Genomic DNA, 1,292 nt, shown 5'->3' on the forward strand with positions numbered 1-1,292 from the left:
ACCAAGATCCCCGGCGCCCGGCCCGGGACGATCGAGGTGAGACCGATCTGGGAGCGCTGACCGACCGCGCGGCGGACGCCGTCGCCGAGACCTTCCGCTCCGAGTGGGGCCGCATCGTCGCCGTCCTGATCCGCTGGACCGGGGACTGGGACCTCGCCGAGGAGTGCGCCCAGGACGCCTTCACCAAGGCGCTGGAGCGCTGGGGCCGCGACGGCGTCCCCGACAACCCGCGCGCCTGGCTGATCACGACGGCCCGCAACCGGGCCGTCGACCGGCTGCGCCGCGCCCGCACCGAGGCCGCCAAACTCCGGGAGGTCGCCATGGACCCGGACCCCGGGCCGGCCCCGGCGGACGGCGACGGCGCGGAGGAGGCGGACGAGAGCGGCATCGCCGACGACCGGCTGCGGCTGATCTTCACCTGCTGCCACCCGGCGCTGCCCCTGGAGGCCCGCGTCGCGCTCACCCTGCGCACCCTCGCCGGGCTGACGACCGCCGAGATCGCCCGCGCCTTCCTGGTCTCCGACCAGACCATGGCCAAACGGCTCGTCCGCGCCAAGGCCAAGATCCGCGACGCCGGCATCCCGTACCGGGTGCCGCCCGGCCCCCTCCTGCCCGAGCGCACCGCCGGCGTCCTCGCCGTCCTGTACCTGCTGTTCAACGAGGGCTACAGCGCGACCGAGGGCGCCGAACTGATCCGCACCGGCCTCTGCGCCGAGGCGATCCGGCTGGCCCGCCTGCTGTCCGCACTCATGCCCGACGAGCCGGAGACCCTCGCCCTGCTCGCGCTCATGCTGCTGCACGACGCCCGCCGCGCGGGCCGGGTCAACGCGGCCGGCGAGCTCGTGCCGCTGGAGGAACAGGACCGCCGCCGGTGGGACGCCGCGTCGGTGGCGGAGGGCTGCGCCGTCCTCGACACGGCCGCGCGCCGGGCCGCCCGGCCGGGCTTCTACCAGCTCCAGGCGGCGGTCGCCGCCTGCCACGCGACCGCCCCCACGGCCGCGGACGCCGACTGGGCGCTGATCGCGCGGCTGTACGGGCTGCTCGCGGAGCTCACGTCCTCGCCGGTGGTCGCGCTGAACCAGGCCGTGGCGCGGGCGATGGCCGAGGGCCCGGCGGTCGGCCTCGACCTGGTGGGGCGGCTGGCCGAGGACCCCCGGCTGGCCGGCTACCACCTGCTGCCGGCGACGCGGGCCGACCTCCTGCGCCGGCTGGGCCGCCCGGCCGGGGCCGCGGGGGGCGTCCGCCGGGCGGGGCGGCGGACGGGCGCCGCGCGCGCCGCGGGGCCCCGACGC

General features: G+C 78.2%; 1 protein-coding gene. It reads left to right on the plus strand.

Going from position 1 to position 1,292, the window contains the following annotated elements:
* Positions 1-56 precede the first annotated feature (56 nt).
* The coding region (locus ACFV4F_RS35240; RefSeq protein ID WP_380508871.1) for an RNA polymerase sigma factor at positions 57-1,292 on the plus strand (1,236 nt) is incomplete at its 3' end.

Source organism: Kitasatospora sp. NPDC059722 (assembly GCF_042733235.1).
Classification (GTDB): domain Bacteria; phylum Actinomycetota; class Actinomycetes; order Streptomycetales; family Streptomycetaceae; genus Kitasatospora.